Genomic DNA, 24530 nt, shown 5'->3' with positions numbered 1-24530 from the left:
CATGCTACTTGCGGGTAACCAGACTGCCCACCCCCCACGGCGGGAGCGGCGAAGGTCACATGCGGGCGGGCCGGGCGCGCGGGCCCCTCCGCCCCGGACCGCGGCGCAGGTGCGTGGGGACCGGGCCCGAAAACGCCGATCGCCGGACAGGCTGAAATCAGCCCGTCCGGCGATCGGGAACACCACCCGGCCACCGGCCGCACAACCTGGCGCGATTACGCCCCCGGCCAAGGGCCTCAGGCCGCCGGCGTCAGCGCGCGGAACAGCAGTGGCGCCACCTGCTCGATCTGCCAGCGCCGCGCCCCGTACCCGGCGAGCGCGGTCTCCACCGCGTCCGGGGTCACATTCCTGGGCGGCTCCCAGCAGACCCGGCGCACCGTGTCCGGGGTGATCAGGTTCTCCTGCGGCATGTGCAGCCGCTCTGCCAGCTCCGACACCGCGGCGCGGGCGGCCGAGAGCCGGGCTGCCGCAGCGGGGTCCTTGTCCGCCCAGGCACGGGGCGGCGGCGGACCGGCGAGGGTCTGGCCGGGCTGGGGGAGTTCTGCGTCCGGCAGCGCCTTGGCCCGGTCGACGGCCGCCTGCCACTGCTCGAGCTGGCGACGCCCCATCCGGTGGCCGAACCCGGGCAGCGCGGTCAGCGCCTGGACGTTCGGCGGGAGCGCGAGCGCCGCCTCGACGATCGCGGCGTCGCCCAGCACCTTGCCCGGCGAGATGTCACGGCGTCGCGCGACCTGGTCACGTGCCGTCCACAGCTCCCGTACCACCGCCATCTGGCGGCGGCGGCGGACCTTGTGCATGCCCGACGTGCGGCGCCACGGGTCCTTGCGCGGGGGAGCGGGCGGGGCCGAGGCGATCGCGTCGAACTCCTCGCGGGCCCACTCCAGCTTGCCCTGCCGGTCGAGCTCGTCCTCCAGGGAGTTGCGCAGGTCGATCAGCAGCTCGACGTCGAGCGCCGCGTAGCGCAGCCAGGGGTCGGGCAGCGGGCGGGTGGACCAGTCGACGGCGGAGTGGCCCTTCTCCAGTGAGTATCCGAGCACGTTCTCGACCATGGCTCCCAGGCCGACGCGCGGGAAGCCGGCCAGCCGCCCGGCCAGCTCGGTGTCGAAGAGCCCGGTGGGAGTCATCCCTATTTCGCGCAGACAGGGCAGGTCCTGGGTGGCGGCGTGCAGAATCCACTCGCTGCCGGTCAGGACCTCGCCGAGGCCCGACAGGTCGGGGCAGCCGACGGGGTCGATCAGTGCGCTGCCCGCGCCGTCGCGGCGCAGCTGCACGAGGTAGGCCCGCTGGCCGTAGCGGTAACCGGAGGCCCTCTCGGCGTCGACGGCCACCGGGCCGGAGCCGGCCGCGAAGGCGGCGATCACCCGGGCGAGGGCCTCCTCGGACGCCACCACCGGGGGAATGCCCTCGCGAGGTTCGAGCAAGGGGATCGGCGCCGGGGCGACGTCGTCCGGGGGGGCGCCCCCGGTGGTTCGCAGTGAAGTGTCTGCTGCGGTCTCTTGGGCGTCGGTCACGTGTCAAGGGTATCCGTGTATGCACGGCGCCCGTCGACGGAACGTTCCGCCGACGGGCGCCGATGAATGCAAACCGGCCGGTCCGTGCCTGCGCGGGCCGGCCGGAGCGCGGGGTCAGTGGATGATTCCCGTGCGCAGGGCGACGGCCACCATTCCCGCGCGGTCTCCGGTGCCGAGCTTGCGGGCGATGCGGGCGAGATGGCTCTTGACGGTCAGGGCGGACAGGCCCATGGAGACACCGATGGCCTTGTTGGACTGGCCCTCGGCCACCAGCCGGAGGACCTCGACCTCGCGGCCGGACAGTTCGCGGTAGCCGCCCGGGTGGCTCGGGGTGCCGGGGGGCCGACGGTGCATACGGGCGGCGTTGGCGCCGATGGGGGCGACGCCGGGACGGGTGGGGTGGCCGATATTGGTACGTGTGCCGGTGACGACGTACCCCTTCACTCCGCCCGCGAGGGCGTTGCGTACGGCGCCGATGTCATCGGCGGCGGAAAGGGCGAGGCCGTTCGGCCAGCCGGCTGCTCGGGTCTCGGACAACAGGGTCAGCCCGGAACCGTCGGGCAGGTGGACGTCGGCTACGCAGATGTCGCGCGGATTGCCGACGCGGGGACGAGCCTCCGCGATGGACGACGCCTCGATGACGTCACGTACTCCGAGGGCCCACAGATGGCGGGTGACGGTGGAACGGACGCGCGGGTCGGCCACGACGACCATGGCCGTCGGCTTGTTCGGGCGGTAGGCGACCAGGCTTGCGGGCTGCTCTAGGAGAACGGACACCAGGCCTCCTGGGGAGTGGCGGGACGGGCCGGCTCGGGGATGAAGCCGGGGCGAACCGTGCTTGAAGGGTCATTGACCTCTTCGGCAGCCGAACCGTGCTCCTTTAGGGGAAGATCACGATTTCGTGAGTAACAATTCGGGCAAATCGGACATGTGATCGATTGTACGAAAAGAACGCCGGTGACTGGGCGACGAATGTGACGCACAGTTACCGGCGGGGGAAGGTTTCGGCCAGAAATGAAGTTCGGCGAAGAAGTCAGGGAGAAAGGTCAGCAGACCTGCGGGCCGCGCCGCTGGGGGAGGTTCACCACCGCCGCGTCGACGGGGCCCGACGGCGGCAGCCCGGCGATCTGGCACAGCAGATCGCCCCACGCCATGAGGTGCGCCCCCGTGTCCGGCACTCCGCCGCGGCCCTCGCGCGGTGTCCAGGACGCCCGGATCTCGATCTGGGTCGCCGGACGTCTGGAGCCCAGCGCGCCGAAGTAGTGCGACCCCGCCCGGGTCACCGTGCCGCCCGCCTCCCCGTACGACAGGCCGCGGGCCTCCAGCGCGCCGGTCAGCCAGGACCAGCACACCTCCGGCAGCAGCGGATCGGAGGCCATCTCAGGCTCCAGCTCGGCCCGCACCAACGTCACCAGGCGGAAGGTGCCCTGCCAGGCGTCGTGCCCGGCCGGGTCGTGGAGCAGCACGAGGCGGCCGTCGGCGAGATCGTCCTCGCCGTCGGCGACCGCGGCCTCCAGGGCGTACGCGTACGGAGCGAGCCGCTTGGGCGGCCGCGTCGGCTCCACCTCCAGCTCGGGGCGGAGCCGCGCCGCATGCAACGCGTCCACCGCCGACCGGAATGCGGGCGGGACGGAAGCACCCTCCTCGCTGTCCTTGCTGTCAGCGCCATCTGTTTGATCGGAGAACTGTCCCTGAGCCGGAGCCATGCGGGGAAGAGTAGGCGGAACCGGCGCTTCGCGCAGGGAGGGACACCCGGGCGGGCCCGGGTGCATACGGCTTCGTGCGAAGATTCCTGGTGTGAGTGCCAACGATCGCCCCATGGGCCAGCAGACGAAGACCTCCGCCACCCATGAGTCGGCGTTCCTGAAGGCGTGCCGCCGCGAGCCCGTGCCGCACACGCCGGTCTGGTTCATGCGCCAGGCCGGGCGCTCACTGCCGGAGTACCTGAAGGTGCGCGAAGGCATCCCGATGCTCGACTCCTGCATGATGCCGGAGCTGGTCGCGGAGATCACGATGCAGCCGGTCCGCCGGCACAAGGTCGACGCCGCGATCTACTTCAGCGACATCGTCGTACCGCTCAAGGCCATCGGGATCGACCTCGACATCAAGCCCGGCGTCGGCCCGGTCATCGCCGACCCCATCCGCACCCGCGCCGACCTGGCCCGGCTGCGCGACCTCACGCCCGAGGACGTCGGCTACGTCACCGAGGCCATCGGCCTGCTCACCGCCGAGCTGGGCGCCACCCCCCTGATCGGTTTCGCCGGGGCGCCCTTCACCCTCGCCAGCTACCTCGTGGAGGGCGGCCCGTCCCGCAACCACGAGCACACCAAGGCCCTGATGTACGGCGACCCGCAGCTCTGGGCGGATCTGCTGGACCGGCTCGCCGAGATCACCGGCGCCTTCCTCAAGGTGCAGATCGAGGCGGGCGCCTCGGCCGTCCAGCTCTTCGACTCGTGGGTGGGCGCGCTGGCCCCCGCCGACTACCGGCGCTCGGTGCTGCCGGCCTCGGCGAAGGTCTTCGAGGCCGTCGCCCCCTACGGCGTCCCGCGCATCCACTTCGGCGTCGGCACCGGTGAACTTCTCGGCCCGATGGGCGAGGCCGGTGCGGATGTCGTCGGCGTCGACTGGCGCGTCCCGCTGGACGAGGCCGCGCGCCGGGTCGGGCCCGGCAAGGCCCTCCAGGGCAACCTCGACCCCGCGGTGCTGTTCGCGCCCACGGCGACGGTGGAGGAGAAGACCCAGGAGGTGCTGGACGCGGCCGCCGGCCTCGAAGGCCATGTCTTCAACCTGGGGCACGGCGTGATGCCGACGATGGACCCGGACGCGCTGACCCGGCTCGTCGAGTACGTGCACACCAGCACCGAACGCTGAGCCGCCGGGGCCGGGCACCGGCACTCCGGGCCTGCCGGACGGCCTTCGGCCGGGCGGTCGAGGGCCGTCCGCCGGGCGTTCAGCCGGTGCCCGCCCGGCGCACCGCGGCCACCGCCTTGCGGGCCGCGACCAGGACGGGGTCCCAGACGGGGGAGAACGGCGGGGCGTAGCCCAGATCCAGGGCGGTCATCTGCTCCACCGTCATCCCGGCCGTGAGCGCCACGGCCGCGATGTCCACACGCTTGGCCGCGCCCTCCCGGCCCACGATCTGCACCCCGAGCAGCCGGCCCGTGCGGTACTCCGCGAGCATCTTCACCGTCATGGGCCGCGCCCCCGGGTAGTAGCCCGCCCGGCCCGTCGACTCGATCGTCGCCGTGACGAACCGAAGGCCCACCGCGCGGGCGTCCTTCTCGCGCAGCCCGGTGCGGGCGATCTCCAGGTCGCACACCTTGCTCACCGCCGTGCCGACCACCCCCGGGAACGTCCCGTAGCCGCCGCCGGCATTGGACCCGATGATCTGGCCGTGCTTGTTGGCGTGGGTACCCAGCGCGATGTGGCGGGTGCGGCCCGCCACCAGGTCCAGGACCTCCACGCAGTCGCCGCCCGCCCAGATGTTGTCGTGCCCGACGACCCGCATCGACAGATCGGTCAGCAGGCCGCCGTGCGGGCCCAGCGAGAGGCCGGCGGCACGCGCCAGCGTCGTCTCCGGCTCCACCCCGATGCCGAGCACCACCACGTCCGCCGGGTAGGAGGCGTCGCCCGTGGTGACCGCGCGGACCCGGCCGTCCGGGCCGGTGCGGATCGCGGTGACCTCGGCCCGGTTGACCGTGGTGATGCCCAGCCCGTCCATCGCCTCGTGCACCAGCCGCCCCATGTCGGGGTCGAGCGTGGCCATCGGCTGCTCGCCGCGGTTGAGCACGGTCACGTCGAAGCCGTGCTTCAGCATCGCCTCCGCCATCTCCACACCGATGTAGCCCGCCCCGATGACGACCGCCCGCCTGCTGCCGGGCGCCCGGTCCAGCGACTCCAGCAGCGCCCGGCCGTCGTCCAGCGTCTGCACCCCGTGCACCCCGGGCGCGTCCGTGCCGGGCAGCACCGGGCGCACCGGCCGGGCCCCGGTGGCGATCACCAGCTTGTCGAAGCCCGTCCAGTACGCCTCGCCGGTGCCCAGGTCCACCGCCCGCACCCGCTGCCCGGCGACATCGATCTCCGTGACCTCGGTGCGCATCCTGAGGTCGATGCCGCGGGCCCGGTGCTCCTCGGGCGTACGGGCGACGAGAGCGTCCCGCTCCGCGACGTCGCCGCCGACCCAGTACGGGATGCCGCAGGCGGAGTACGAGGTGAAGTGGGACCGCTCGAAGGCGACGATCTCCAGCTCGCCGGGGCCCTTGAGCCTGCGGGCCTGGGACGCGGCGGACATGCCCGCCGCGTCACCGCCGATGACCACCAGTCGCTCCGCCGTCATGCCTGGTCCCTTCGACACCGAGTCCGAAGGGACCACGCTACGACGCCGGGGGAGCGGGCGAGGACCCGGCGGCCCCGGCCGTCCGCGACTTGCCGCGTCCGGGCAGCCGACGGCGCAGCAGCCGCCACAGCAGCACGAGCGCGGCGAGCGCGGCGAGGAACGGGGCCGCGGCGCCCGCCGCCATCGCGAGCCACAGCAGCATCGTCACGAAGGCGTGCCAGCCGCCGCCGAGCGCGTCCAGGAAGCCGGGGTCGTCGTCGCCGTCCTTCACCACCGTCTCCGGCTCCGAGAGGTCGAGGGTGACCGTGGCGAGCGACGTGCGGTCCTTCAGCGACGCCTGCTGGGCGAGCAGCGACTCCAAGGTCGCCTGACGGCTGCTCAGTTCGCCCTCCAGCGTGACCACGTCGCTGAGCTTCCCGGCCTGCTCCATCAGCTTCCGTACGCGCGCCACACTCGCCCGCTGGGTGGCGATCCGGCTCTCCACGTCGACCACCTGGTCGGTGACGTCCTTCGCCGACGAGGTGCGCGACAGCAGCTTTCCGGTGCCCGCGAGTTCCTTGAGCACCGCGTCGTACTCGCCCTGCGGAACGCGCAGCACGAGATGTGACATGTCATGCGTGTCGTCGACCCGCTCGGTCTCCTCGCTCGCCACCAGACCGCCCGAACTCTCCGCGACCGAACGGGCGACCGCGGCCGCCTTCGGCACGTTCGTCACCTCCACCGAGAGCGTGGCGGTACGGATGACATGGATGCCCGAGGGCAGGGCGTCGGACTTCTTCTTCTGCGAAGGCGCACCGCCCGCCCCCTGCTCCGCCTTCCCCGACGCCGCGTCGGCGGCACCCTGCTCGGCCGCGCCGATCGCCCTCTTGCTGTCACCGGAACTCGCGTCGCTCGCACTGTCCGACGCGCCGCAGCCGCTCAGCGCGAGGAGGCCGGCCACCAGGCCGGCCGCAAGAAGCGTGCGCGGACGACGGACGGACGAACGGCCGGGATACCGGTAGGTCTGCATGACTGCCCCCCAAGGCGGGTCGTTGACGATGCCGGTTCGACGTACCGGCCCCGGGTGCGGGTTGCCGAATGACGGTTTCGAAGCAGTCACGTTCGGGACTCGGAAAGGGTTTGAGAGAGTGGGGGCATGCAGCGTTCACACAACCGCGCGGTCCCGGGCACCGGACATGTCGTCGTCATCGGCGGAGGCATCGCCGGTCTCGCCGCCGCCCACCGGCTCCTGGGTGCCGGACTGCGCGTCACCCTGCTCGAAGCCACCGAGCGCCTCGGCGGCAAGCTCATGACCGGTGAGATCGCCGGGACCCAGGTCGACCTGGGCGCCGAGTCGGTGCTCGCCCGGCGCCCGGAGGCGGTGGCTCTGGCACGCGACGTCGGGCTCGGCGACCGGCTCCAGCCACCCGCCACGGCCGCCGCGTCGGTCTGGACGCGCGACGCCCTGCGGCCCATGCCCAAGGGCCATGTGATGGGAGTGCCCGGCGACCCGGCGGCGCTCGGCGAACTGCTCTCCCCGGAGGGTCTCGCCCGCATCGCGCAGGAGCGCGACCTCACCCCGACCCCGGTCGGCGACGACGTCGCCGTCGGCGCGTACGTCGCCGACCGCCTGGGCCGCGAGGTCGTCGACCGGCTCGTGGAGCCGCTGCTCGGCGGGGTGTACGCGGGCGACGCCTACCGGATCTCGATGCGCGCCGCCGTACCGCAGCTCTTCGAGGCGGCCCGGGAGGGCGGCTCGCTGCTCGACGGGGTCCGGCGCATCCAAGAGCGGGCCGCGGCCCGGCAGCAGACCGGACCGGTCTTCCAGGGCATCGACGGCGGCATCGGCACCCTGCCCGGCGCGGTCGCCGACGCCGTACGCGCGGCGGGCGGGGAGATCCTGACCGCCACCCCGGTCCTCGGCCTGACCCGTACCGCCGAAGGCTGGGACATCCGCACGGAGGGCCGGGTGATCGCCGTCGACGGCATCGTGCTCGCCGCCCCGGCCTGGTCCGCCTCCACCCTGCTCGCCGCCGAGTCCCCCGTGGCCTCCGCCGAGCTCGCCGGTGTCGAGTACGCGTCGATGGCGCTCGTCACCATGGCCTTCCGCCGCTCCGACGTCGCCACCACGACCGCACTCGAAGGCCGCTCCGGCTTCCTCGTCCCCCCGGTCGACGGCCGCACCATCAAGGCGTCCACCTTCTCCTCCCACAAGTGGAACTGGGTCGCCGATGCCGCCCCGGACCTCTTCGTGCTGCGCACCTCCGTCGGCCGCTACGGCGAGGAGGATCACATCCACCGCGAGGACCACGAGCTCGTCGATGTGTCGCTGAGCGACCTCGCCGAGGCGACCGGACTGGCCGCGAAGCCCGTGGACACCGAGGTCACCCGGTGGACGGGCGGACTGCCGCAGTACCCCGTGGGCCACCTCTCCCGGGTCGCCAGGATCCGCGACGAGGTCGCCAAGCTGCCCGCACTGCGGGTCTGCGGAGCGGTCTACGACGGCGTCGGCATCCCGGCGTGCATCGCGAGCGCCCACCGCGCCGCGGACGAAATCGCGGCCGAGCTCGGTGGCGGCTTCGGGGAAGAGATCATCGCCACGTCGACCCTGGTTACGGGCACACGGAGCGAGGCGGGACAATAGCCGTATGAGTGCGCCTGAGACTGTGAAATCGAGCAAGGGTCCCAACGCGGGTAAGAAGGCCAAGGACCTCAACGAGGTCATCCGCTACACGCTGTGGTCCGTCTTCAAACTGCGTGACGTCCTGCCCGCGGACCGGACCGGTTGTGCCGACGAGGTCCAGGAGCTGTTCGACCAGCTCGCGGCCAAGGACATCACCGTCCGCGGTACCTACGACCTCTCCGGCCTGCGTGCCGACGCCGACATCATGATCTGGTGGCACGCCGAGACGGCGGACGAGCTCCAGGAGGCGTACAACCTCTTCCGGCGCACCAGGCTCGGCCTGGCGCTGGAACCGGTCTGGTCGAACATGGCCCTGCACCGCCCCGCCGAGTTCAACAAGTCGCACATCCCGGCGTTCCTGGCCGACGAGACGCCGCGCAACTACATCAGCGTGTACCCCTTCGTGCGCTCCTACGACTGGTACCTGCTGCCCGACGAGGACCGCCGCCGCATGCTCGCGGACCACGGCAAGATGGCCCGCGGCTACCCCGACGTCCGGGCCAACACCGTCGCCTCCTTCTCGCTCGGCGACTACGAGTGGATCCTCGCCTTCGAGGCCGACGAGCTCCACCGCATCGTCGACCTGATGCGTCACCTGCGGGCCTCCGAGGCGCGGATGCACGTCCGCGAAGAGGTCCCGTTCTACACGGGGCGCAGGAAGTCGGTTGCAGACCTGGTGGCCGGGCTCGCGTAGCGAGCGGGCTCCGACCACCCCAACCCGGAAGATCAGACGGCGGGCACCGGCGCTCTCGCGCTGCCCGTCGTTCCAGCGACACCGGGTTCGGCTCCGGGTGCGGCGCGCGTTCCGCGCGCCGCACCGGCGTCATCCGCACCACCCCGTGACGGACCGGCGGCAGCTACCGCAGCGGTCCGCCCGCCCCGCCGCCGAGTACGGCCCGCAGCGCCGGATCGGCCACGGCGCCCACCCCCCGTACCGCGAGCGCCGCCAGGACATCGCGGCCCGCCCCCGCGGCCGGCACCCCGTTCGCGGCCGGCAGCCGCTGACCGGCCGATGAGGTCCACGAGCCGCAGGGACGGATCTCCATCCGGGCGATGGCCGGACAGCCGACGGTCGGCGCGAACGGCAGCCCGAACCGGACGAGCAGCGACATCACCGCGTCGCCGGGCCCGTGTTCCTGACCGGGCATCAGCAGCACGGCCGCGCCCATCGCGACCATCAGCGCAAACGCGCCCCGCACCGCGCGCACCGCGCCGACGACCTCCCCCGGTCCGCCGGGCAGGCCCTAACCGCCACAACCGGACCCGCCGCCGCAGCTGCTGCCGGAGGAGCAACTGGACCCGCTGCTGCCGCCACAGCCCGAGCCGGACCCCGATCCGCAGCTCGAGCCGGAGCTGCACCCGCCACCGTCTCCGCCGCTGCCCCCGTCGCCGGAGCTCCCGCAACTGCCGTGCCCGGGGCTCGTACCGGCGCACCACACCACCGGAGCGAGGAGCAGGGCGGAGGAGGTGCCCGTGGTCGACGCCGCGTGCGTGTGCCGGCCCGCCGCCCGCCCGCCCGGCTGTATCCGGGCCGCCGCGATCAGCTGGGCCTGGAGATCGGGGTCGGGGAGGGCCCGCAGGCCCTGCGTGGCGACGAGATGGGCCGGTTGCGGGTTGCCGGCCCGGGCGGAGCGGTACTCCTCGGCGGCCCGCCGCCCCGGCCTGGTGACGCGGCCCCGGGCGATGCCGGCGCAGATGAAGCCGGTGAGGAAGCCGGGGATCAGGACCGGGAGCACCTTGAAGACGAACGGCACGGGGGAGTCCGCGGACAGTTCGTCGGACACCGACTGCGCGGCGGTCGCCACGACGGTGAGCGGCACGGCCAGTACGCAGACCAGCCCCTGGGCGATGCCCCAGCGGCGCCAGGTCCGGCCGGCGGCGGGCGCGGCCAGCAGACCGCGGGCCGCGAGTCCGTCGCCGATCTCCTGCACCGCCGGGTGCCGCATCACCGCCTCGCGCAGGGTGTGCAGCGCGCCGCTGGGGGCCGCGGCGTGCTCCTGGAGCACCGCCCGCTCCACCGGGTCACGGGCGTCGGCCCGCTGGACGGCGACGATTCCGGGACCGCCGACCGAGAGCCGTCCGTCCGCCTGCATCGCGGCGAGCGCGGTGTCCACGACCCTGCCCGGACCGCCGTTGAGGAAGGCGGCTTCGTAGAGGTCATGGACCGAGCCGCCGGAGCCGCCACGGGCCCGCGCCAGCCCCGTGATCAGCAGGATGGAGGAGACCACGACGCCGAGATCCACCAGCAGTGCGACAGTGTTCATGGCGGTCACCTTCCTGTCAGGGCCGCGCGGGCCGCTCGTACCAACCGGGTGGTGCGGCGCGGCGGGCGTGCTCCGGCCCGGTCCTGCCACCAGTGGGTGAGCCGACGCCGGGCGGCGTCGTCGGCGGGCCGGCCCGCGATCAGCAGGTCCTCGGCGAAGTCCAGTGCGTCGCGCCGGTATCCGGCGGACATGGGGCGGGTCGCGGCGTACGCGAGGAAGGCGTCCCGGTAGCCGGTGCCCAGGATCTCCGGCAGCTCGGGCGCCACCTTGGCGACGACCCCGGCCCGCTTGGCGGCCAGGGCGCGGCTCTGGACCCCGAGGCGGCGCCGGTCGAAGCCCTGCGGGGCGGGGCCGCCGGCGACCAGGGCGGAGAGCAGCGCGGTCTGGGCGGCCGCGAGCCGGTCGCGCGTGGCGTCCGCGGGTTCCGATCCGCCGGTCCGTGCTGCCGGACGGCCACCCGGCGCGGGCCGCGCCGGGCACGCCGCGGCCCGGTCCAAGGTGGCGCGGATCGTGTCCAGTTCGCCCGCCAGCTCCCCGGCGGGTGGGAAGTCGTCGTCCCGTTCCAGGAGCACGCCGGGCGGGTCGACCCGCGAGCGGAGTTCGGCGAGCACGTCGAGGACGGGGGCGGTGACCGGGTGGGCGTGGGTGTCGTGCCAGACGCCGTCCTTCTCGACGCCGCCCGCCACATGGACGTACGCGATGGCCTCCACCGGCAGCTCGTCGAGCGCGGTGGCCGGGTCCTCGCCCCGGTTGACGTGGTTGGTGTGCAGGTTGGCGACATCGATCAGCAGCCGGACTCCGGTGCGCTCGACCAGCTCCGCCAGGAACTGTCCCTCCGTCAGTTCCTCGCCGGGCCAGGAGATCAGCGTCGCGATGTTCTCCAGGGCCAGCGGCACCGGCAGTGACTCCTGCGCGATGCGTACGTTCTCGCTGAGCACGGCCAGCGCGTCCCGGGTCCGCGGCACGGGCAGCAGATGGCCCGCCTCCAGCCCCGGCGATGCGGTGCGCGGCCCCCCGGCCCGTACGAACGCGATGTGCTCGGTCACCAGCGGCGCGGAGAGCAGTTCGGCACGGGCGGCGAGATCCGTGAGCCGCCCCGGGTCGGGGCGGTCGGCCCCGCCGAGGCCCAGCGAGACGCCGTGCGGCACGACCGTGACCCCGCGCTCCCTGAGCCGGGCCAGCGAATCGGGCAGATGACCGGTGCAGATGTTCTCCGCCACCGCCTCCACCCAGTCGATCCCCGGCAGGGCCTCGACGGCCTCCGAGATCTCCGGCCGCCAGCCGATACCGATTCCCAGCCTCATGCCGTCCCCCTCCTCCACTCCGTGCAGGGCTCATGGCCCCGGAGGGCGGTGCCGAATCCGAACAGGAGGACGTTCAGAGCTTGATTTGAGGTTCCCGGTCGCAGGAGGTCGGGGCGGGGGCGGTCTTCGGGACCGCACCCCCGGGGCGGGACGCAGCCGCCCCGCCCGTGCTCAGCCGCGTCGCAGCGCGGGGTGGTCGGCGACCACTGTGCACGAGCCGGGTGCGATCTCGGTGAACCCGGCGTCACGCACCACCGGGAGCCCGCTCCCCGTGAGTTCCCGCCAGCGGTCCACCTCCGCGGTGGCCACCGAGAGCGGGAAGCCCGCCTCGCGCCACGCCTTGCGCTCCGTCTCCGACAGCTCCCACCAGGCGAGCTGCGCACCGTGCCCGGCCTGCGCCATCGTCTTGCCCGCCGACATGTCCAGCTCCGGGTTGAGCCACAGCACCGGAGCCGAGGGATCGGGCGCGGCCGGCGGCTCGGGGTCGTCCAGATCCGTCCCCGACACCTGGAGCTTCGCCAGCTCCTTCGGCCAGCCGTCCAGCGGCACCGGAGGGAAGACCCGCACCTCGGCGCTCTCGCCCGTGACCGTGATGCCCGGCAGCGCGGACGCCTTGCGCCACTCCGCGCCGCGCGCCCGCCGCACGACCTTGCGGATCCGTGCGTCCTGCCAGTCGCGCATCGCCCGCGCCCACTCGCCCTCGCCGTCCGAGCGCTCGTCGGAGAGCATCACGAGCACGGCGCGGGCGGCGGTCCGCAGGGCGTCGGTACGGGCCGGGGGAGCGGTCTTCTCGATGTGCACGACCAGCGGCAGCACGTACTGCGGCGCCTCGTCGCGGCTCGTCGGCTCAGGCCTGAACGGGCTGTCCGCCGCGGGCGAGTGGGGCGTGGCCGGGGATCCGGACGGGGATACGGAGGTGTCATCGCTGCTCACCCGTCCAGTCTGCCAGCCGCCCGGAAGACGATTCTTGGCGGAATGAACCGCTCCGGGTGAGGATGCACCGCATGAAGAGCGATCTCTTTTCCAGTGAGAACATGGCCCAGCAGGCGACGGTCCCCGGAATGACCCTGCAGAACGCCAAATCCATCAAGTACGCCGTCAACGGCGAGATGCACGCCCGTCAGGGTTCGATGATCGCCTTCCGTGGCGATCTCCAGTTCGAGCGCAAGGGCCAGGGCATAGGCGGCATGCTCAAGCGCGCCGTCACCGGCGAGGGGCTGCCGCTGATGGCGGTCCGCGGCCAGGGCGAGGCGTGGTTCGCGCACGAGGCCGCCAACTGCTTCATCGTGGACATGGAGCACGGTGACGTCCTCACGATCAACGGCCGCAACGTGCTCTGCTTCGACGCCACGCTCTCGTACGAGATCAAGACCGTGAAGGGCGCCGGGATGACCGGTGGCGGGCTCTTCAACAGCGTCTTCACCGGGTACGGCAAGCTCGGCCTGATGTGTGAGGGCCACCCCATCGTGATTCCCGTCGCGCCCCATCAGCCGGTCTTTGTCGACACGGACGCGGTCGTCGGCTGGAGCGCCAACCTGACCACCTCGCTGCACCGCTCGCAGAGCTTCGGCTCCATGATCCGCGGCGGGTCCGGGGAGGCCGTCCAGCTGCGGCTGGACGGCGAGGGCTTCGTGATCATACGACCCAGCGAGGCCAAGCCCGAGAAGGCGACGGCCAACTGAAGCTGAGAGGCGTGGGCCGGCGGTACGGCCTCGGCGGACCCTGGGTGCTGCGCGGGGTCGACATCGACCTGCCCGCGCACACCCTGATCCGGATCGAGGGCGCCAACGGCACCGGGAAGTCGACCCTGTTGAGGCTGCTCGCCGGCATCGACTCCCCGACACAGGGCCGAATCACCGGCCAAAGGCCGCGCACGGCCTACGTCCCCGAGCGCTTCTCGGCCGCGTTGCCGTTCACCGCGGCCGGGTATCTCGTCCACCTCGGCCGCATCCACGGCCTGCGCACCCCCGAGGCGGCGGACCGCGCGCAGTCGTGGCTCGCCCGCTTCGGGGCCGCGGACCATGCCCGTACCCCGCTGCCCGAACTCTCCAAGGGCACCAGCCAGAAGGTCGCCGTCGCCCAGGCGTTCCTCGCCGAGCCGGAGCTGCTGATCCTGGACGAGGCCTGGACCGGGCTCGACACGGCGGCCCGCGACGAGCTCGACCGGGCCGTGGCCGAACGGGTCGCGGCCGGCGCCACCGTCGTCTTCGTCGACCACGACCCGCGCAGGCTCGCCGAGTCGGTCGACACCGTGTTCCGGATCGAGCGGAACGGCCTCCGCACCGCGTCCGGGGCGCGGACCGCACAGACGGGCCCGCGGGTACGGATCGAGGCCGAGGGCCCGCCCGGCGCCGCGCTCCCCGCCGGACTGCCGGGCGCGCCGGAGCACACGCCCACGGCCGACGGGGGCGTCCGGTTCACCGTCGCGGCCACGCACTCCGACGCGCTGCTGTGTGCCCTGCTCACCGCCCGGCCGCCCTGGCACATCCGGCAACTGGCCGCCGCCCCCGGCCCCGTGCAGGACCCGGCGGCCGACGGGCCCGCGCACCGCACCCCGACCCCCGAGGCACCATGAACGCCCTCCTGCGTTACCAGACCGCCCTGTTGGTGCGCTCCCAGCGCTGGCTCGCCCCGGTCCTGCTGTACGCGGCCTTCGTCGGCGTCGGCGTGCAGTGGGGTCAGCCCGTTCTCGACTCGCTCGGCTACGCCGCCGCCGGGCTGCTGCCCGTCACCGCCTGGCTCGTACAGCTTTGTGTCAACCAGGAGCCGCCCGCGGCCCGGGCCGTCATCGCCGCGGCGGCGGGATCGCCGAGGGCGCATCTGGCCGCGCTGCTCGCCGGGACCGGCTGTGCCGGGCTGCTGGGCGTGGCCGCCACCGCGGTCGTGCTGCTGATCAGCAGGCCGGCCGGCACCGACGGCGCCGTCCGGGTGGCGCTGCTGCCCGCCGGGACCGCCGGGCTGCTCGCCGCCGCCTGCTGTGTGCTGCTGGGAGCCGCGGTCGGCGCGCTCTGCACCCGGCCGTTGCTGCACCGGCGGGGCTGGTCCCTGGCCGCCACCGTGTTCGCCTCGCTGCTGGCCCTGGTGACCGGCGGTTCGCCCGCGAACACCGCTGTGACGGGCCTGGTCACCGGGTCGCGGACGGGCACGGTGCACCTGCCCGTCCTGCCGTTCGCCGTTGCCGTCGTGCTCGCCGCCGCGGCGGCAGCGCTCGCCTGCAGGCCGGCCTTCCTGCGCGGCTGAACTACGAGGTGCCCGCCGTGCGGATCAGGTCGGAGACCTTCACGAAGCGGTACCCGTGCCTGCGCAGTTCGGGGACCACCTGGCGTACCGCCTCGTCGGTGACCGGTGCTGCGCTGCGGGTGCAGTGCATGACGACCGGTGAGCCCGGTCTCACCCCTTCCAGTTCCTGCGCGGTCACCGCGTCCGCGTCCGTCGCGAAGGCGTCGCCGCTGATGACGTCCCACTGCACCGCCGTCACCTTCTCGGGCGCGAGCGCGCGCAGCGACGCATCGTCGTAGCAGCCGGGGAAGCGGAAGCAGAGCACCGTATTGCGCACCCCGGCCTTCCGGAACGAGGCGAAGGCCCGCCCGGCATCGGCGCGCATACCGTCCTTCGCCAAGGCCGGCAGCCCGTAGCAGGGGGACGTGAAGGCGTAATGGCTGTACGAGTGGTTGGCGACCTCGAACAGGGGGTCGGTGGGCCAATGCCCGCCGGTACGCGGGCCGTTCGGGCGTGCCGGGGGGTGGACAACGACGGTCCGCCCCCCGGCGCCTCAGCGCGTCAGCGCCACGGCCCCGTCACCGCGAACGTCGTCCCCGGTGTGTAGCAGTTCACGTACATCGTCGCGCCGTCCGGAGCGAACGTGACCCCGGCGAACTCTCCCCACTCGGGTTCCTGCGGCGTCCCGATGTTCTGCCGGCCCCGCGCCATCGCGTAGACCTCACCGCCCCGCGTCAGGCCGAACACATGCTGCGCACCGTCGCCGTCCTCGCACACCATCAGCCCGCCGTCGGCGGCGAGGCAGATGTTGTCCGGGGACTCGCCCGGCAGTTGCACGTCCGTGCCGGGGCCGAAGACGATCACGAGCGTGAGACGGCGCCGCTTCGGCTCGTACCGCCACACCTGGCCGTAGTGGTCGGCGGCCGACCCCTGCGAGCTGCGCGCGAAACTGGAGACGAAGTAGACCGAGGAGCCTCCCCAGTAGCAGCCCTCCAGCTTCTGCGCGTGCGTGATGCCCTTGGGACCGAAGTCCTGGAACCGGATCGGCGTCCCGGCCGCCAGCGGATCGGGTACGGGGACCCACTCGATGCCCTCGAAGCTCGCCCCGGTCTCCTGGACCGCGGACAGGTCGGGCACGCCCGGCACGCGCATGGCCTCCAGATGGCCGCCGGCCCGCAACGAGCCGGTGCCGCCGAGCGGTTTGTTCGGCAGGAAGCGGTAGAAGAGCCCGAACGGCTTGTCGAACGCGTCCTCCGTCTCGTAGACGATCCCGTTCCTCGGATCGATCGCGACGGCCTCGTGCTGGAAGCGGCCCATCGCGGTGAGCGGCACCGCCCCGGTGCGGCGCGGATCGGCGCCGTCCACCTCGAAGATGAAGCCGTGGTCCTTGGTGTAGCCGTTGGTGCCGGCTCTGTCCTCGGTCTCCTCGCAGGTCAGCCAGGTGTTCCACGGAGTGCGGCCACCCGCGCAGTTCACCGCCGTGCCGGCGATGGCGACGCGTTCGCCGAGGACGTTGTTGCGGCCGTCCAGTTCCAGGGCCGTGCAGCCTCCCTTGCCCATCGGGTCGTAGGTGAGGCCCTCGACGGTCGGCACCGGGATCCTCCCGGTGACGCGGTTCTCGTGATTACGGACCAGATGGACGTGACCGTGGCGGCCCGCGAAGGCGGCCATGCCGTCGTGGTTGCTGGGGACCTGGCCCTCGCCGGAGCGGAGCGGATCGCCCTCCCGGGACAGGACCCGGTAGCGGAAGCCCTTCGGGAGGTCGAGCAGACCGTCCGGGTCCGGCACCAGCGGGCCGTACCCGCTGTGCCCCCGGGCGGCCGCGGTACCCGCGAAGAGTTCGGAGAACGCCCCGGTGAAGGCGATGGAGGCGACGGCCGCGCCGCTGCCGGCCAGAACCTGGCGACGGGTGGCGGTCGGCTGTGACGTTTCTTCGGTCAGGCGTGACGTTTCTGATGACATGAGGCAACTCCCTGCTGGCGGACAGGAGAAGTGACCCGCATGTGTGTAGCACGCGTTTCGTCGCGCGGGAACCATGCGGGTCACTGGGCCCCAGGTATGTCCCGGGTCGGGAGTGGCCCCTGTGGTCAGGCCAGCGAGGCGGAGAGCGTGATCGTCGTGCCGGTCAGGGCCTGGCTGACCGGACAGTTCGCCTTGGCGCTCTCGGCGGCCTTGACGAAGTCCGCTTCGTCGAGACCGGGCACCTCGCCCCGGACGGTGAGGTGGATGCCGGTGATGCCGGTGCCGGGCTGGAGGGTGACGTCGGCCGTGGTGGTCAGCTGGGTCGACGGGGTGCCGGCCGCGGCCAGGCCGTGGGCCAGCGCCATCGAGAAGCAGCTGGAGTGGGCCGCCGCGATGAGCTCCTCGGGAGAGGTCTTGCCGTTCGCCTTCTCCGCGCGGGACGGCCAGGAGACATCGAACTTGCCGATGCCGGAGGAATCGAGGGTGACGACCCCCTTGCCTTCGAGCAGGTTGCCTTCCCAGACCGTGTGAGCCTGACGCGTGGTTGCCATGCCGGATCCCTTCGAACGGTGTGCGAGGTCGATGCGGGAGCCCCGGGGCGCCCGAAGGCGCCTCGGGTGGTACGTCCCGAACCTACTGCGCCACCAGTCCCTTCGCGTCGCGTGCCAGCGCGGTCAACCGGGAGATTGCCCGGAAGTACTTCTTCCGGTATCCGCCGTTCAGCATCTCCTCACTGAACAGCCGGTCGAACGGCAGCCCGGAGGCGAGCACCGGGATCTCCCGGTCGTACAGCCGGTCCGCCAGGACGACCAGCCGCAGCGCGGTCGACTGGTCGGGCACCGGCTGGACGTCGGTGAGGCAGACCGCCCGCAGGCCGTCCGTCAGCGCGCCGTAGCGGCTCGGATGGACCCGGGCGAGATGGTCGAGCAGCGAGGGGAAGTCGTCCAGGCTGGCGCCCTCGGTGGCGTAGGCGGCCCTGGTGACCTGCTCGTCGGAGTACGGCGGCGGGGCCTCGGGCAGTCCGCGGTGGCGGTAGTCCTCGCCGTCGATCCGCAGCGGCCGGAAGTGCGCGGACAGCCCCTGGATCTCCCGCAGGAAGTCGGCCGCGGCGAACCGGCCCTCACCGAGCTTGCCGGGCAGCGTGTTGGAGGTGGCGGCGAGCGCGACGCCCGCCTCGACCAGCCTGCTCAGCAGCGACGACACCAGCACCGTGTCGCCCGGGTCGTCCAGTTCGAATTCGTCGATGCACAGCAGCCGGTGCCCGCTCAGGGTCTGCACGGTCTGCTGGAAGCCCAGCGCGCCGACCAGGTTGGTCAGCTCGACGAAGGTGCCGAACGCCTTCAGGGAGGGGGCGGCGGGGGTGGCATGCCAGAGGGAGGCCAGCAGATGGGTCTTGCCGACGCCGTAGCCGCCGTCGAGGTAGACCCCGAGCGGCGCCGACGGGGCCGCGGGCTTCCTGCCGAACCGCCCGCCCGTCGCCCGCCACCGCCCCACGAGGGATGCGCTTCGCGCTCTTCCGGTTTTGCCCGAGCCGCTGGCGTGTGCGCCGCCGAGCCCGGCCGCGAAGCCGCTCAAAACCCCGACCGCCTCCGTCTGCGTCGGCTGGTTGGGGTCCGGCACATAGGTGTCGAAGCGTACGGAGTCGAAGCGCGGCGGCGGCACCATCTCGGCGACCAGCCGGTCGGCGGGGACGTGGGGCTCTAGGGCGCACAGGGACAGGGGGGCCGTTTCGGCTATGGGGCTCTGCCCCGGCAGGGCTGTGGAGGACGACACAACTCTCAACCTTAAGCGCCGTGCCAGACTGCAGAGCATGCGACGCCTCTTCCCTGTGACCGACCTGACACCGGCTGACCACGAGGAGGAGTGGAGTCTGGACGCCCTGGCCGACGCCTACGCCTACCCCGAACAGGACGGCCCCTGGCTGCGCGCCAACATGGTTTCGACGCTCGACGGGGCGGCCCAGCACGACGGCCGCTCGCAGCCGATCTCCTGCGCGAGCGACATGCGGATCTTCGGCACCCTGCGCGGTCTGGCCGACGTGGTGCTGGCCGGGGCGGAGACCGTACGCCTGGAGGGCTACCGTCCCGCCAGGGCCCGGGACGCCTTCGCCGCCCGCCGGGCCGCGGCCGGGCAGGGGCCCGCACCCGCGATCGCCGTGGTGAGCGGCAGTCTGGACCTCGACTTCTCGTTGCCGCTGTTCACCGAGCCGCTCGTCCCGACCCTGGTCCTGACCGGTGCCGGAGCCCCGCAGGGCCGGATCGACGAGGCACGCCGGGCGGGCGCCGAGGTGGTGATCGCGGGGGAGGCCTCCCGGGTGGACCCCGCCAGGGCCGTACGGGAGCTGGCGGACCGCGGGCTCAAGCGGCTGCTGACCGAGGGCGGCCCGAGGCTGCTGGGGCAGTTCGTGGCCGCCGGGGTGCTGGACGAGCTCTGTCTGACCCTCTCGCCGATGCTGACCGCCGGGAACGCCCAGCGGATCGCGGGCGGCCCCTCGGTGGCCGTGCCGGAACGATTCACCCTGGCGTCGATGCTGGAGGAGGCCGGGTTCCTCTTCACTCGGTACCGTCGGATCTGACAATCAGCGGAATTTGTCGTTCCGGTTAGCTTCCGGTGGGCACAATTAGTCTCGCAGACCCCGTGTGAGCACGGGGAAAAATGGTTTCAGCAGTGACCGGCGACGGTCACTGAAGCAGAAGGGCGCCCGTGGTGTTCACCAGCGTTTTGATGATCGAGAAGCCTCTCACCTCCGAGGACGTCGAGTTCGTCACCACCCTGCACGGGGAGGAGCAGACCTCTTTCGTCGTGCTCATGCAGCCGCGCGGTGACCAGGCCGATGTGCTGCTGCGGGCCATCGACGACCTGGCGATGGGCGAACTGAAGGAGGCCGCCCGGGAGGGTGAGGAGCCGGAGGGCAAGAACGCCAGACAGCCCGCCGAACTGGCGCTCGAAGTATCACTGGAGGCGCTGCGCCAGGCAGGCTCCGAAGCGGTCGGACAGGTGATCGAGGATCACCCCCTGGACAAGCTGAAGTCCGTGGTCGACGACGCGGAGGCGGACGAGGTCATCGTGCTGACCGCGCCGCACTACGTCGAGGAGTTCTTCCACCGCGACTGGGCGTCCCGGGCCCGTCACAAGGTCGGCGTACCGGTGCTCAAGCTCTTCGCGCACAGCGAATAGGCTGGGCGGGCACCCCGTACCGACTCGGGTACTCGTATCGACTTCTGGGAGACACACGCATGGCACCCGGTATTCCTGCCGCCATGGAACGGCCGCACTTCATCGGCATCGGCGGCGCCGGAATGTCGGGCATCGCGAAGATCCTCGCCCAGCGCGGCGCCAAGGTCGCGGGCAGCGACGCCAAGGAGTCGGGTACCGCCGAGGCACTGCGGGCGCTGGGGGCGACCGTCCACATCGGGCACGCCGCCGGACATCTGGCGGACGACGCCTCGTGCGTGGTCGTCTCCAGCGCCATCCGCGCCGACAACCCGGAGCTGCTGCGCGCCGCAGAGCTGTCGGTCCCCGTCGTGCACCGTTCGGACGCGCTGGCGTCGCTGATGGGCGGGCTGCGCGCCATCGCGGTGGCCGGTACGCACGGCAAGACGACCACCACATCGATGCTGGCCGTCGCCCTGACCGAGCTGAACCTCGACCCCTCTTACGCCATCGGCGGCGACCTGGCCGGCCCCGGCACCAACGCCGCGCACGGCGAGGGCACGGTCTTCGTCGCCGAGGCGGACGAGAGCGACCGCAGCTTCCAGAAGTACGACCCCGAGGTCGCGATCGTCCTCAACGTCGAGCTGGACCACCACGCGAACTACGCCTCGATGGACGAGATCTACGAGTCCTTCGAGGTGTTCGCCGGCAAGATCGTCCCCGGTGGCACCCTGGTGATCGCCGCCGACCAGGAAGGCGCCGTCGAGCTGACGGAGCGGGCCCGCGCCCTCCCCTCGCTGAACGTCGTCACCTACGGCGAGTCCGAGACCGCCGACGTACGCGTCCACCGGATCACCCCGCGGGGCCTGACCAGCGAGGTCACGGTCATCCTGAACGGGAAGTACCTCACGTTCACGGTCTCCGTGCCCGGCCGCCACTACGCCCTCAACGCCGTCGCGGCCCTCGCCGCCGGTGTCGCCCTCGGCATCCCGGCCCACAACCTGGCCTCGGCCCTCGGCAAGTACACCGGGGTCAAGCGCCGCCTCCAGCTCAAGGGCGAGGCGGCGGGCGTGCAGGTCATCGACTCGTACGCGCACCACCCCACCGAGATGACCGCCGACCTCGAAGCGATGCGCGGCGCCGCCTCCGACGCCCGCCTCCTGGTCGTCTTCCAGCCCCACCTCTTCTCCCGCACCCAGGAGCTCGGCACCGAGATGGGCCAGGCCCTCGCGCTGGCCGACGCCTCCGTGGTGCTGGACATCTATCCGGCCCGCGAGGACCCGATCCCCGGCATCACCAGCGCCCTGATCATCGACGCCGCGCGGTCCGCGGGCGCCGATGTCACCGCCGTCCACGACAAGGCCGCGGTCCCCGGGGCCGTCGCGGGAATGGCGAAGCCCGGCGACCTCGTTCTCACCATGGGAGCGGGCGATGTCACGGAGCTCGGCCCGCAGATCCTGGATCACCTGTCGAGCTGAGGGAGCGACGTGTCGTACGACATCGAGAAGCCGGACGAGCAGTGGCGGGCGGAGCTGACGCCGGCCGAGTACGCGGTTCTGCGCCAGGCCGGCACCGAACCCGCCTTCGTCGGTGAGTACACCGACACCAAGACCACGGGCGTCTACTCCTGCCGCGCCTGCGGCGCCGACCTGTTCCGCTCGGACACCAAATTCGAGTCGCACTGCGGCTGGCCGTCCTTCTACGACCCGAAGGACACGGACGCGGTCGAGCTGGTCCAGGACCGCAGCCACGGCATGGTCCGCACCGAGGTCCGCTGCGCACGCTGCGGATCGCACCTGGGTCATGTCTTCGAGGGCGAGGGCTACCCGACCCCGACGGACCAGCGGTACTGCATCAACTCGATCTCGCTGCGTCTGGTCCCGGACGAGAGCTGAGAGCCGAGGGACAGGAGACGAGACGGGTGCCCCGGAACGCGTTCCGGGGCACCCGCTGTGCCGTGCGGGCTCAGTACACGTCCCTGCGCATCGGCACCAGCACCGCGACGAGCGCCGCGACCAGGGCATAGCCGGTGAGCAGCAGCCCGCCGCCGACGGGGGAGAGCAGCTGCACCGGGCCGGTCGCCAGCTCCGCGGCCACCGTGTCCGCGGCGTAGTCGAAGCCGGTCAGGGACGCCGTGGCGCCACCGGGCAGCAGGGGGTAGAGGAGCTTCACGCCCGGGATCATCATCAGCAGGAACTCGCCCGCGTACAGATAGCCGACGACGACGGCCAGCGCCGCGACCTGATGGCGGATCAGCGCCCCGGCCGCCACGCCCAGCAGGGTGTACACCGCCATCGCCAGGGCAGGCCGGAGCAGCATCATCAGCACTTCGCCGGTGGCCGTGCCGGGGGTCACCCCGCGCGCCGCGACGCCCCCGAAGAAGGCGGCCCCCGCGGTGCCGGTCAGCACCAGCCCGTACACCAGGCCGGCGACGCCGTACGCGACGAGCTTGGCGGTGAGCACCTGCCGGCGCCGCGGGGCGTGGAGAAAGGTGTACGTGACGGTGCGGTGCCGGTATTCGCCCGTCATCGCCAGGGTGCCGAGCGCGGCCGGCAGGAACACCGTGAAGCTCAGCATCCCGAGGAGGGAGCGGACGCCGTCCTCGGTGTCCAGGCCGGGCGCCGGCGGATCGAAGTTCTCCGGGCCGACCAGCGTCATCGCCCCCACCATGCCGCCGCCCAGGACCACGGCCGCGAGGAGTGCCCACAGCCACAGGCGGGTGGCGGCCAGCCGCCGGAACTCCGCCTTGATCAGTGCGTTCATCGCCGGTTCCGCTCCTCGTTCGCCAGTGCCGGGCGCCGGTCCCGGCCTGCCGCCTCGCCGTCCCCCGCCAGATGGAGGAAGAGCTGCTCCAGGCTCGTCCCGGCGGACAGCCCGTACACCCGCAGCCGCTGAGCGGCGGCCAGATCGGCGACGGCCGAGTCCGCCATGCCGTACACGCACAGCGTGCCGTCCGGCATGAGGTCCACCCGGTCGGCCGCCCCGCCCCGCGCGGTGCCGCGCAGCAGTGCGGTGCGCAGGGCCGCCGCGTCCGGGGAGCGGACCAGCACCGTGCCGGGCGAGAGCCGCTCGATCTCCGTCAGCGGTCCCGCCGCCACCAGCCGGCCCTCGCGGATCACGACGACGTCGTCGACGGTCTGCTGCACCTCGCTCAGCACATGGCTGGACACCAGCACCGTGCGCCCCTCGGCCGCCAGCCCGCGCAGCAGGCCGCGCAGCCAGGCGATGCCCTCGGGGTCGAGCCCGTTGCCCGGCTCGTCCAGCAGCAGCACCTGCGGGTCGCCCAGCAGGGCGGTGGCGAGACCGAGCCGCTGCCGCATGCCCGTGGAGAAGGTGCGGGTCGGGCGGTCGGCCGCGTGGTCGAGCCCCAGCCGGGCCAGCAAGTGGTCGACCCGCTCGGCCGGGTGGCCGCCCATGGTGCGGTAGATGTGCAGATGGTCGCGGGCCGAGTGGCCGGGGTGGACCGCGGAGGCGTCGAGGACGGCGCCCACGGTGGCGGAGGGCCTGGGCAGTTCCGCGTACCGCTTTCCGCCGATGGTGGCGGTGCCCGCGGTGGGAGCCACCAGGCCGAGAACCATCCGCATCGTCGTGGTCTTGCCCGCGCCGTTGGGGCCGAGGAAGCCCGTGACGACCCCCGGCCGCACGGTGCAGCTCAGATCCTCGACGGCGCGGATGCGGCCGAACCGCTTGGTGAGTCCGCTGACCTCTATGGGCAGGCCCTGCGGCCGTCCGTTCACCGGTGGCTCCCCACCCGCTGCTCGATGAGCTGTGCCAGCTGCCGGGCGTCGTCGAGCGAGAGGACCAGCTCGTCGAAGTCGCCGCCGGTGGCGGCGCGGTCCAGCTCCACGCGCAGTCCCGGTCCGCCCCGGTAGGCGGCCACGAGCTGGCGGGGGCCGGTGATCAGCCCCCAGGTGCCGATCTTCGCGACTCCGGAGGCATGCAGGCCCTTGCGGGTGCCGTGGGCCGCGCGCAGCGGGTTGTCGACGACGGTCACCCGGCGGACCGCGGTGAGCGGGACGGTCAGGGAGCCGCGCCGGATCCATGGGCGTTCACGACCGCTGAACTCGATGGTGAGGCCGGTGTCGGTGATGTTCATCAGTGCCATGGGGATTCACCCTC

The 24530-nt window shown here is 72.6% G+C and carries 25 protein-coding genes and 1 pseudogene; 10 read left to right on the top strand and 16 right to left on the bottom strand.

What is annotated here, in order from left to right:
- Window positions 1-236 precede the first annotated feature (236 nt).
- From IE107_RS13745 to IE107_RS13735, 3 genes are all read right to left on the bottom strand, one after another.
- Window positions 237-1511, bottom strand: coding sequence for an HRDC domain-containing protein (locus IE107_RS13745; protein WP_189544021.1), 1275 nt, complete (start codon window positions 1509-1511; stop codon window positions 237-239).
- Window positions 1512-1625: 114 nt separating this feature from the next.
- Complete coding sequence (locus tag IE107_RS13740) at window positions 1626-2288, bottom strand: helix-turn-helix transcriptional regulator (RefSeq protein WP_024488613.1); 663 nt, start codon at window positions 2286-2288, stop codon at window positions 1626-1628.
- A gap of 269 nt (window positions 2289-2557) precedes the next feature.
- The gene (locus IE107_RS13735; protein WP_189544020.1) at window positions 2558-3217 is read right to left on the bottom strand and encodes a DUF3000 domain-containing protein; all 660 of its coding nucleotides are present in this window, start codon (window positions 3215-3217) and stop codon (window positions 2558-2560) included.
- Between the two features lie 91 nt (window positions 3218-3308).
- Between IE107_RS13735 and hemE the strand changes: the two genes are divergently transcribed.
- Entirely contained in the window at window positions 3309-4382 is a 1074-nt protein-coding gene (gene hemE / locus IE107_RS13730; RefSeq protein WP_373302440.1) for a uroporphyrinogen decarboxylase, read from the top strand.
- 79 nt (window positions 4383-4461) lie between these two features.
- Here the strand turns inward: hemE and IE107_RS13725 are convergent, their stop codons facing one another.
- Together IE107_RS13725 and IE107_RS13720 are read right to left on the bottom strand one after the other, a co-directional pair.
- Window positions 4462-5847, bottom strand: a complete 1386-nt coding sequence (locus IE107_RS13725) for an FAD-dependent oxidoreductase (protein ID WP_189544018.1) — start codon at window positions 5845-5847, stop codon at window positions 4462-4464.
- Between the two features lie 37 nt (window positions 5848-5884).
- The gene (locus IE107_RS13720) at window positions 5885-6856 is read right to left on the bottom strand and encodes a DUF4349 domain-containing protein (protein ID WP_189544017.1); all 972 of its coding nucleotides are present in this window, start codon (window positions 6854-6856) and stop codon (window positions 5885-5887) included.
- Window positions 6857-6982: 126 nt separating this feature from the next.
- On the opposite strand from IE107_RS13720, the gene hemG reads away from it, so the two are divergent.
- Together hemG and hemQ are read left to right on the top strand one after the other, a co-directional pair.
- The gene (hemG, locus tag IE107_RS13715; RefSeq protein WP_189544016.1) at window positions 6983-8470 is read left to right on the top strand and encodes a protoporphyrinogen oxidase; all 1488 of its coding nucleotides are present in this window, start codon (window positions 6983-6985) and stop codon (window positions 8468-8470) included.
- A 4-nt stretch (window positions 8471-8474) separates the two neighbouring features.
- Window positions 8475-9203: a hydrogen peroxide-dependent heme synthase gene (gene hemQ, locus IE107_RS13710; RefSeq protein ID WP_189544015.1), complete on the top strand. Its 729-nt coding sequence runs from the start codon at window positions 8475-8477 to the stop codon at window positions 9201-9203.
- Between the two features lie 163 nt (window positions 9204-9366).
- Here the strand turns inward: hemQ and IE107_RS13705 are convergent, their stop codons facing one another.
- From IE107_RS13705 to IE107_RS13690, 4 genes are all read right to left on the bottom strand, one after another.
- Entirely contained in the window at window positions 9367-9708 is a 342-nt protein-coding gene (locus tag IE107_RS13705) for a hypothetical protein (protein ID WP_189544014.1), read from the bottom strand.
- Between the two features lie 45 nt (window positions 9709-9753).
- Entirely contained in the window at window positions 9754-10773 is a 1020-nt protein-coding gene (locus IE107_RS13700; RefSeq protein ID WP_189544013.1) for a TIGR04222 domain-containing membrane protein, read from the bottom strand.
- A 5-nt stretch (window positions 10774-10778) separates the two neighbouring features.
- Window positions 10779-12077 carry an MbnB/TglH/ChrH family RiPP precursor modification enzyme gene (locus IE107_RS13695; protein WP_189544012.1) on the bottom strand — a complete coding sequence of 433 codons (1299 nt, stop codon included), beginning with the start codon at window positions 12075-12077 and terminating at the stop codon, window positions 10779-10781.
- 171 nt (window positions 12078-12248) lie between these two features.
- Complete coding sequence (locus IE107_RS13690) at window positions 12249-13010, bottom strand: peptidyl-tRNA hydrolase (RefSeq protein WP_189544011.1); 762 nt, start codon at window positions 13008-13010, stop codon at window positions 12249-12251.
- Between the two features lie 71 nt (window positions 13011-13081).
- Between IE107_RS13690 and IE107_RS13685 the strand changes: the two genes are divergently transcribed.
- From IE107_RS13685 to IE107_RS13675, 3 genes are read left to right on the top strand one after another with little or no spacing between them, the layout of a single operon-like run.
- The gene (locus tag IE107_RS13685) at window positions 13082-13759 is read left to right on the top strand and encodes an AIM24 family protein (protein WP_189544010.1); all 678 of its coding nucleotides are present in this window, start codon (window positions 13082-13084) and stop codon (window positions 13757-13759) included.
- Complete coding sequence (locus IE107_RS13680) at window positions 13756-14652, top strand: ATP-binding cassette domain-containing protein (RefSeq protein WP_189544073.1); 897 nt, start codon at window positions 13756-13758, stop codon at window positions 14650-14652. The genes IE107_RS13685 and IE107_RS13680 overlap by 4 nt, the downstream gene beginning before the upstream one ends.
- Complete coding sequence (locus IE107_RS13675) at window positions 14649-15317, top strand: ABC transporter (protein WP_189544009.1); 669 nt, start codon at window positions 14649-14651, stop codon at window positions 15315-15317. Before IE107_RS13680 ends, IE107_RS13675 begins: the two co-directional genes overlap by 4 nt.
- A gap of 1 nt (window position 15318) precedes the next feature.
- Here the strand turns inward: IE107_RS13675 and IE107_RS13670 are convergent.
- From IE107_RS13670 to zapE, 4 genes and pseudogenes are all read right to left on the bottom strand, one after another.
- Window positions 15319-15774, bottom strand: a pseudogene (locus IE107_RS13670) (polysaccharide deacetylase family protein); the annotation flags it as partial.
- A gap of 83 nt (window positions 15775-15857) precedes the next feature.
- Window positions 15858-17258 carry an alkaline phosphatase PhoX gene (locus tag IE107_RS13665; RefSeq protein WP_189544008.1) on the bottom strand — a complete coding sequence of 467 codons (1401 nt, stop codon included), beginning with the start codon at window positions 17256-17258 and terminating at the stop codon, window positions 15858-15860.
- Window positions 17259-17383: 125 nt separating this feature from the next.
- Window positions 17384-17809, bottom strand: a complete 426-nt coding sequence (locus IE107_RS13660) for an OsmC family peroxiredoxin (protein WP_189544007.1) — start codon at window positions 17807-17809, stop codon at window positions 17384-17386.
- Window positions 17810-17891: 82 nt separating this feature from the next.
- Window positions 17892-19031: a cell division protein ZapE gene (gene zapE / locus IE107_RS13655; RefSeq protein WP_189544006.1), complete on the bottom strand. Its 1140-nt coding sequence runs from the start codon at window positions 19029-19031 to the stop codon at window positions 17892-17894.
- A gap of 37 nt (window positions 19032-19068) precedes the next feature.
- Here zapE and IE107_RS13650 point away from each other — a divergent pair, with 37 nt between their 5' ends.
- The 4 genes from IE107_RS13650 (at window position 19069) to msrB (ending at window position 22306) form a co-directional block, all read left to right on the top strand.
- Window positions 19069-19833 (top strand): pyrimidine reductase family protein, encoded by a 765-nt coding sequence (locus IE107_RS13650; protein WP_229866898.1) that lies wholly within the window; start codon window positions 19069-19071, stop codon window positions 19831-19833.
- Between the two features lie 149 nt (window positions 19834-19982).
- The gene (locus IE107_RS13645; protein ID WP_072486051.1) at window positions 19983-20435 is read left to right on the top strand and encodes an indole-3-glycerol phosphate synthase; all 453 of its coding nucleotides are present in this window, start codon (window positions 19983-19985) and stop codon (window positions 20433-20435) included.
- A gap of 59 nt (window positions 20436-20494) precedes the next feature.
- Window positions 20495-21889 carry a UDP-N-acetylmuramate--L-alanine ligase gene (murC, locus tag IE107_RS13640; RefSeq protein WP_189544004.1) on the top strand — a complete coding sequence of 465 codons (1395 nt, stop codon included), beginning with the start codon at window positions 20495-20497 and terminating at the stop codon, window positions 21887-21889.
- Window positions 21890-21898: 9 nt separating this feature from the next.
- Complete coding sequence (msrB, locus tag IE107_RS13635; protein WP_189544003.1) at window positions 21899-22306, top strand: peptide-methionine (R)-S-oxide reductase MsrB; 408 nt, start codon at window positions 21899-21901, stop codon at window positions 22304-22306.
- 70 nt (window positions 22307-22376) lie between these two features.
- Here the strand turns inward: msrB and IE107_RS13630 are convergent, their stop codons facing one another.
- The 3 genes from IE107_RS13630 to IE107_RS13620 are packed head-to-tail and all read right to left on the bottom strand — an operon-like array spanning window position 22377 to window position 24516.
- A complete protein-coding gene (locus IE107_RS13630; protein ID WP_189544002.1) occupies window positions 22377-23174 on the bottom strand; it encodes an ABC transporter permease in 798 nt (265 codons plus the stop codon).
- Window positions 23171-24148 carry an ABC transporter ATP-binding protein gene (locus tag IE107_RS13625; RefSeq protein ID WP_229866897.1) on the bottom strand — a complete coding sequence of 326 codons (978 nt, stop codon included), beginning with the start codon at window positions 24146-24148 and terminating at the stop codon, window positions 23171-23173. The genes IE107_RS13630 and IE107_RS13625 overlap by 4 nt, the downstream gene beginning before the upstream one ends.
- Window positions 24145-24516, bottom strand: a complete 372-nt coding sequence (locus tag IE107_RS13620) for a hypothetical protein (RefSeq protein ID WP_189544001.1) — start codon at window positions 24514-24516, stop codon at window positions 24145-24147. Before IE107_RS13620 ends, IE107_RS13625 begins: the two co-directional genes overlap by 4 nt.
- Window positions 24517-24530 lie beyond the last annotated feature (14 nt).

The organism is Streptomyces gelaticus (assembly GCF_014649535.1).
GTDB lineage: Bacteria > Actinomycetota > Actinomycetes > Streptomycetales > Streptomycetaceae > Streptomyces > Streptomyces gelaticus.
The sequence above is the reverse complement of the archived record's forward strand: the minus strand, read 5'-3'. Positions and strand labels throughout refer to the sequence as shown.